Origin of the sequence: Piscirickettsia salmonis LF-89 = ATCC VR-1361 (assembly GCF_000297215.2) — a bacterium.
GTDB lineage: Bacteria > Pseudomonadota > Gammaproteobacteria > Piscirickettsiales > Piscirickettsiaceae > Piscirickettsia > Piscirickettsia salmonis.
This window is the reverse complement of record NZ_AMFF02000204.1, coordinates 1-6,905: the sequence shown is the minus strand read 5'-3', so window position 1 is coordinate 6,905 and position 6,905 is coordinate 1. Positions and strand designations below refer to the sequence as shown.

The 6,905-nt window shown below is 39.0% G+C and carries 7 protein-coding genes; 3 read left to right on the top strand and 4 right to left on the bottom strand.

Annotation, left to right across the window (positions count from 1 at the left end; all coding sequences use genetic code 11):
- Positions 1–110: 110 nt before the first annotated feature.
- The gene (locus C200_RS13345; protein ID WP_032126825.1) at positions 111–1,424 is read right to left on the bottom strand and encodes a DEAD/DEAH box helicase; all 1,314 of its coding nucleotides are present in this window, start codon (positions 1,422–1,424) and stop codon (positions 111–113) included.
- Between the two features lie 16 nt (positions 1,425–1,440).
- Positions 1,441–1,578 (bottom strand): hypothetical protein, encoded by a 138-nt coding sequence (locus C200_RS15600; RefSeq protein WP_155049129.1) that lies wholly within the window; start codon positions 1,576–1,578, stop codon positions 1,441–1,443.
- 78 nt (positions 1,579–1,656) lie between these two features.
- Between C200_RS15600 and C200_RS13340 the strand changes: the two genes are divergently transcribed.
- Complete coding sequence (locus C200_RS13340; RefSeq protein ID WP_016211481.1) at positions 1,657–2,799, top strand: M14 family metallopeptidase; 1,143 nt, start codon at positions 1,657–1,659, stop codon at positions 2,797–2,799.
- A gap of 74 nt (positions 2,800–2,873) precedes the next feature.
- Complete coding sequence (locus C200_RS15595; RefSeq protein ID WP_098082850.1) at positions 2,874–3,050, top strand: YegP family protein; 177 nt, start codon at positions 2,874–2,876, stop codon at positions 3,048–3,050.
- Between the two features lie 35 nt (positions 3,051–3,085).
- Here the strand turns inward: C200_RS15595 and C200_RS13335 are convergent, their stop codons facing one another.
- Complete coding sequence (locus C200_RS13335) at positions 3,086–3,718, bottom strand: MarC family protein (protein WP_016211485.1); 633 nt, start codon at positions 3,716–3,718, stop codon at positions 3,086–3,088.
- Positions 3,719–3,894: 176 nt separating this feature from the next.
- Between C200_RS13335 and C200_RS13330 the strand changes: the two genes are divergently transcribed.
- A complete protein-coding gene (locus C200_RS13330; protein ID WP_016211486.1) occupies positions 3,895–4,551 on the top strand; it encodes a hypothetical protein in 657 nt (218 codons plus the stop codon).
- Here the strand turns inward: C200_RS13330 and C200_RS13325 are convergent.
- Complete coding sequence (locus tag C200_RS13325; RefSeq protein WP_016211482.1) at positions 4,540–6,813, bottom strand: hypothetical protein; 2,274 nt, start codon at positions 6,811–6,813, stop codon at positions 4,540–4,542. The two genes, C200_RS13330 and C200_RS13325, sit on opposite strands and share 12 nt — an antisense overlap.
- Positions 6,814–6,905 lie beyond the last annotated feature (92 nt).

Genomic DNA, 6,905 nt, shown 5'->3' with positions numbered 1-6,905 from the left:
AAACCCGAACCTACCTCGGCCTACTCACCCCGTGCTTAGCACTCCATGGCTCGCAGCGTTAGCTGTTTAACTATTAAAATTAAAAGCGAGATAACGCACTGTAACTCGCTTTATTTAGACCGACACAGTTGAGGTCTTCGACGTTTTCGGCTTGGCTGCTGCTGACTATTACGATGATCTTCCCTGCGGTTTCCTTGCCTGCTGCCTCCTAAGCCCCGCGCTCCCTGATGTTCGGTTTGTGGTTTTTTAGGCGCTTTTGATCTGCGATCTAAACTAGAAACAGGTACATCATGCACTGGCTCAAATCCATCAACGAGTTTACGGGCTAATAACTGTCCGATTAAATGTTCAATATCAGATAATTGTTTGATTTCATCAGCGCTCACCAGTGAAACAGCTTGCCCACACGCACCCGCTCGCCCAGTGCGGCCAATCCGGTGTACATAGTCTTCTGGTACATTCGGCAAGTCAAAATTAACAACTTGAGGTAATTGGTCGATATCTAAGCCACGTGCGGCAATGTCTGTTGCAACTAATATTCGAACCTCACCTTGCTTAAAGTCAGCAAGCGCTTTAGTCCGTGCGCCTTGACTCTTATTGCCATGAATCGCCGCTGCTGTCACTCCTTGATCATCTAGATAACGCGCTAGCCGATTAGCACCATGTTTTGTTTTTGCAAAGACTAGCGCCTGCTGCCATTGGTGATGGCTAATAAGGTGCATGAGCAATGCTGACTTTTGTTTTTTATCAACCGGACAAATCCATTGCTTGACTGTTTTTGCTGTGGTATTACGTGGAGTAACAGAAATTTCCAGCGGCTGGTGCACAAATGTTTTTGCAAGTGCACGTATTTCTTTGGAAAAAGTTGCTGAAAATAGTAAGTTCTGTCGTTGTTTTGGCAATAGCGCCATAATTTTACGAAGATCATGAATAAAGCCCATATCCAGCATGCGATCGGCTTCATCTAATACAAAAACCTCTAATTGCTTAAACTTAATCGCATTTTGACTATAAAGGTCCAATAAACGGCCAGGCGTTGCAACAAGTATATCCACCCCCCGTCGTAGCTTCATCATTTGTGGATTAATTTTAACTCCACCAAACACCGCCGTTGAACGTAACGGCATATTTTTCCCATACACAGCAACACTTTCAGCCACTTGAATCGCAAGCTCTCGCGTAGGCGTTAAAACTAACGCACGCACTTGATTGGCACGAACTTGCTCACCCTTAGATAAACGCTCTAATAACGGCAAGGTAAAGCTTGCAGTTTTACCTGTCCCCGTTTGTGCTGCGGCCATGACATCACGACCTGAAAGCACCGCCGGAATCGCTTGCGCCTGAATGGCTGATGGCTCTTTATAGTTTTGCTCAGCAATTGCATCAAGCAGTGGCGCAGACAAACCCAAGGAGGAAAAACTCATAAACTATCTCTTACTCTTATTCTTTTCTTAATTTATTCATAAATTTATAAAAACTAAAATATGCAGCAGTACCAGTAATAGCCGCACCGTAGTTTACCTGGTTTCCATCATCACTGCCACTATTCACTATCATTACTTCACTGAATCTCGCCAATATTGACGCCTTAAAAACAAATTGATTTAATGGAAAGCTAAAAATATTAAGGCTAAAGGGTAATGAGGAGTAACTATAATGAGAATCAGCTCACAGTTTGATGCAGGCAATATTGAGGTTATCTCTGCCGAGTCAGTTAATAATCTACAACTTAAAATACGTAAAGATAACCAGTCCGATTTTTTACAGTGGTTCCACTTTCGCCTTCATGGCGCTAAAAATCAGGCATGTACACTCAAAATCCTTAATGCCAGCGCATGCTCTTACCCACAAGGCTGGCAAAATTATAATATCGTCGCCAGCTATGATAAAGAGCATTGGTTCCGCATTCCAAGTCATTATGATGGCAACGCACTAATCATCAAGCACACACCTGAAGCAAACAGCATTTATTATGCTTATTTCACCCCCTATTCTTATGAACGCCATCAAGAGCTTATCGGTCATGCCCAGCAACATAGCCAATGTGAAGTGAGCCTATTAGGCCAGACAGTCGATGGTCGTGACCTAGATTTACTCACTCTAGGTCAACTAGAGCAATCAAATTCAGATCATCATAAGAAAAAAATCTGGCTTATTGCTCGCCAACATCCAGGAGAAACGATGGCTGAGTGGTTTATCGAAGGCTTTTTAGGTGCTTTACTTGATGAGAACAATGCATTGGCGCACGTATTATTAAGCAAAGCTGTTTTTTATGTTGTTGCCAATATGAATCCAGACGGCAGTGTCCGTGGTAACTTACGCACTAATGCGGCAGGAGCGAATTTAAACCGAGAGTGGCAAACCCCCTCCATGACAAACAGTCCTGAAGTCTATTATGTTAAAGAGAAAATGCAAGAAACAGGTGTTGATCTGTTCTTAGATATTCACGGCGATGAAGCACTCCCCTATAACTTTGTTGCGGGCACTGAAGGTAATCCATCGTACTCAGCACGCATTCAAAGTCTCGAAAAGCAATTTAAAGATGCTTTTAAGCAAACGAACCCTGATTTTCAAGACCAGTATGGTTATGACAAAGATCAGCCAGGTCAAGCAAATCTAACCGTCGCCTGTAATAATATTGGTCAAACCTTTGATTGCTTAGCATTTACTATTGAAATGCCCTTTAAAGACAATGCCGACTTACCTTGCAAAGAGTTTGGCTGGTCTGCTGAACGCAGTGAACAGCTCGGTGCCAGCGTACTCCAGCCCATCTATAACGTTATTGATCAATTAAGGTAATACGATTAATTTTATTTTTTTAACACTTTGCCATAAAATTACTATATAGAAATCAAGAAACAAGGATGTTTGATATGTCAGAACTTAGCCGTCCAGAAAATAAATGGGATATTTTTAAAAATAGCAAAGGCCAGTGGCAGTGGTCCTGCTCCGATCCCAATGGTCGCTTTTTAGGAGCATCAACAGAAACCTTCGACAACGAAGAGTCATGTGTAACAAACGCTCGAGAACAAGGTTACTCAGGAGAGTAACCTTACCTACTATATTTTAAAAATAATTTTAATAATTAGGCCGCAGGAACAGGAAACAACGAGTGAACACCTGAGGCCATCATGGTAACTGCCATTGCCATCAAAATTAAGCCCATAATACGCTCAACAATCTTTAAGCCTGCCACACCTAGCAGCTTATAGAAAAATGGTGTAAATAATAAAACCCCAGTCACAACTACAGCAATCGCAATATCTACTCCTACATAAGGTAACTTAGCAAACAAGCGATCAGCAACATGACTTTGAGTATGAATAATCACTGCGGCCAAAGCACCCGGCCCTGCAATAATCGGCATCGCCAACGGCACAACAGCAATGGCAAGCTTTTCTTCAGCTAGTGTATGCTCGCTTTTGGTATGGGGCTGATGTTCTGTTTTCATATTCAACATCGATAAGCCTAATAACAAAATGATCAGCCCTCCCGCCACTTCAAACGCACCGATGGAAATGCCAAAAAAATCAAGGATATTTTGACCAAACAACGTAACAACGACTAAGATAATCGCAACAGCAATGCCAGCTTTAAATGCAATACCTCGCTGCTCCTTAACATCACGCCCTTCAACTAAACCGATAAAAATCGCTAAATTGCCAAAAGGATTAGTTAATGCCAGTAAGGTGATAAAAAAAGTGATCAATTCATGCACAAGCAACTCTCTCCAAGATGAACTCATAAAAATACGAGTATAAGGAAAGCACAGTAAAAGTCACTTATACTTTGATACATAGATATCAGCTCACATAAGAACCAACGATTTTGCTGCACATTAACTTTTATTTTAAATTATGTTTAAAGTTACTTTTTTGCCTTAGCACCTTAACCATGCTCAAAGCATGTAGCGTGCCAACCATGCAACTACACGCTGACTACGACACTGAAACTAAAAACAGTCACTACCCTCCACTGGGCGATTTACGCATTCAGCGTTTTTTTGATGGCCGTCCTAAGATACAAAAAACAGCACTCAAGCGCTATTTTAAGAAAAAACTACCTTCAGGCATTTTCAGTGGTAAAACTCAGCCTGAATTATCCATCTACCTACAAACAACGATGCGAACCATAGGCCAAGAAAACGGCAGCAACGCACCTCATTCAACCCAACATTATGTAATTACCGGTATCATCCAATCCATTCAAGTATCAAAAAAACCAGGCGTTGCCAAAGAACTCATGGACCCAAACGCGCAATATATTCCTTACATAGGAGCAAGCCATTATCATGTCCAAGTCAAATTTAAGGCTGAATTACGCCAAGCTGGCTTAATCATCCTCACAATCCCGGTGAGTATTAATTTATTTGAAATCACAGCCAGCCATCTAACAGTTCAACAAGATTCAGATAAAATGGCATATTTACTAAAAAAAGCAATCAATCAGGCAATCAAGACAATGTACAAAAAACTTCATCAACAATTGCCACAACAATCAACAATGACCTCAATCAAGAAACTATCCCAGATCAACAGACTACACCCCTAAAACTAGCCGATGCGAACTAGCAGGCTCCATAGTATCTACCTGACCATGATAAAACATCATATTCGTAAAACAAGAATTAGAGTTAGAGCGATGGTTTTTTGCTCTTGCCAAAAACTCCTCAAATTGACTCTCATCAACCCTAAGCAAATCATGACTATCTCGCTGCGCATAACTTTTCATCATATTTGGCAACAACCTTAGTAACTCATCATGTTGACTTTGATAAAGCGCTAATTTCTGTTGAATCGATAAATTTTCATTTTTTAGAATTTTACTGGCAGAGGCTGTTAAATAGTGAATCGCAGCCTCATGCAGATAAAAGTTAGTAGTTTTTACAGGCATTGGGTAAAGCAACTCAGAGTTTAATAGTTTATTAATATGCATCACTAGCGCTGCACACTCACTTCGATTAACCACTCCGTTATCAAGATAATTCTGTAACATGGCATTGAAAAAGTCCTGCTGAGCTTTTTTATGCGCGTTATCTAACCAAAAGTTATTTTTTTCCCTTAGCGGTTTTTTTATTGTGCTTAAAAATCCTTTTAAATCCATTATAACCTGATGGTCGTCTATAAATTCAGGTAAGGCAGCTATGATTGCTATTTGACGATCCCAACTAAAAATTGCCAAACTTTCTACAGCTTCTTTTTTTGTTGTAGCAGGATAGAGCTTTAGTAAATACCTGATGTTTTTTATAAAAATCTCATCACTGTTAGCATCAGAGCAGTGCTGAAACTCTTTATAAAACTGCTTAATAATAGATGAAAAATCTTTATGTTTGCACAGAATATAGTCTTTGGCTGCTTGATAGCGAAGAAATAATTCTCCCTTTTGATTGATATTGCGATAATGATCAGCAATATACTCATTCACTGCGCAGAAGATATGTAGATAATTTTCTCTATAATCTTGATAATCATCAATTAATCTATCAATCAACCCTTTATGATTATGTTTTTTTAAAAAACCAGATTTAGCATATTCATTAAAAAAACATAACAGGTTCGGATAATTTAAGCCCTGCTGATACCTTAGTTGATACGTCGGTCGAAATGAACAATATGTTTTATATACAAGAAAGGGCACCGCCACTGCGCAACCGGTAATAATACAACCTAAAGAAACAGCTGCCTGCGCTAATGGGTGCTGACTTGCTAAAATATCAATGCCTGTCACTGTAGCCAGTGAATTTTTAATCGTATTAACATAACTTCTGACTGTTGAAAATGACTTTGATATCATTTTGTAGACTTTATAGAACGTATTACTTTGCAACGTTTCTTTTTTCGCATTCAGTTCTTTTTCTTTTCCTTTTAATGCAACTCTTAATTTATTCCTTAGCTCTTCAGCACTGTTATTTTCACTCCAATCACCAATATATTTTTTATAATTAGGATCACCTTTAAACTGATTATGGTATTCTACCAGTTTTCCCTGGTTTTCTAGATTTTCCAAAAACTTTAAGTAAATAAATTCTTCTTTTAGCTGCAGCTCTTTTTCTTTAAAATACTTATTTATAATAGAGCCTAAGGTATAGATTCCATAAGCAATGCACAGACCAACCGCAACCGGTGGAACCGTCGACGTTGCACCACAAAGCCCTAATAACATAAACGCATTACCAACAAGATAAAGGCCATCGGTCAATCCATCAATAATATTGGTATAAATTAACTTACGATTATTTTTAACATTAGGCGGAGTAATTTTTTTGAAATCCTGATCAAACTCTGGTCTATCAAGATTAAAAATGTATTGCTCAATTGCCTGAAGGTTACTATTTCTTTTTTCTTCAAGCTTTAACTTATATAGATTATTTGCCGCTAACAAAATACCAATGACAAACCCTAGCGCACCTACAGGTGAAACAACAGAGCTCGCAACAGCATGATGAGAAAGTATTGAAACTAAACTTGATATATTAACAAGCGCATGCCGACCATTCTTCAAGCCACTTAGAGTCGTCCTTAACTTTTTATAATACTTATCGATATTTTCGTTTTTATCAAAATGTGCGCGCGCTTTAAAAACACCAAAGATGCCGAATAAGACAAATAAGCTTAATGAAGAACAGTACGTCGCATCATTATTAAAATCTAATTCATCTCCTGATACATCTTCAAAGTAACCAAGTATGCTTTCAGATAAATAAACAGAATCAGCCAATGTATCTGCTGCATTAAAGCATTCCTGATAACGTTTACGCTCACTCTCAAACCTTTTTCCCTGGTAAATTTCCTCTAATTCTACTGTGTGCGGCATACAACTTACGCTTAAAATAGCTTTTTCAACGTAATATAGCAAAGCAGTGTTACAGGTTAATGAAAAAAATCATATTAGGCTCCGTTGACATT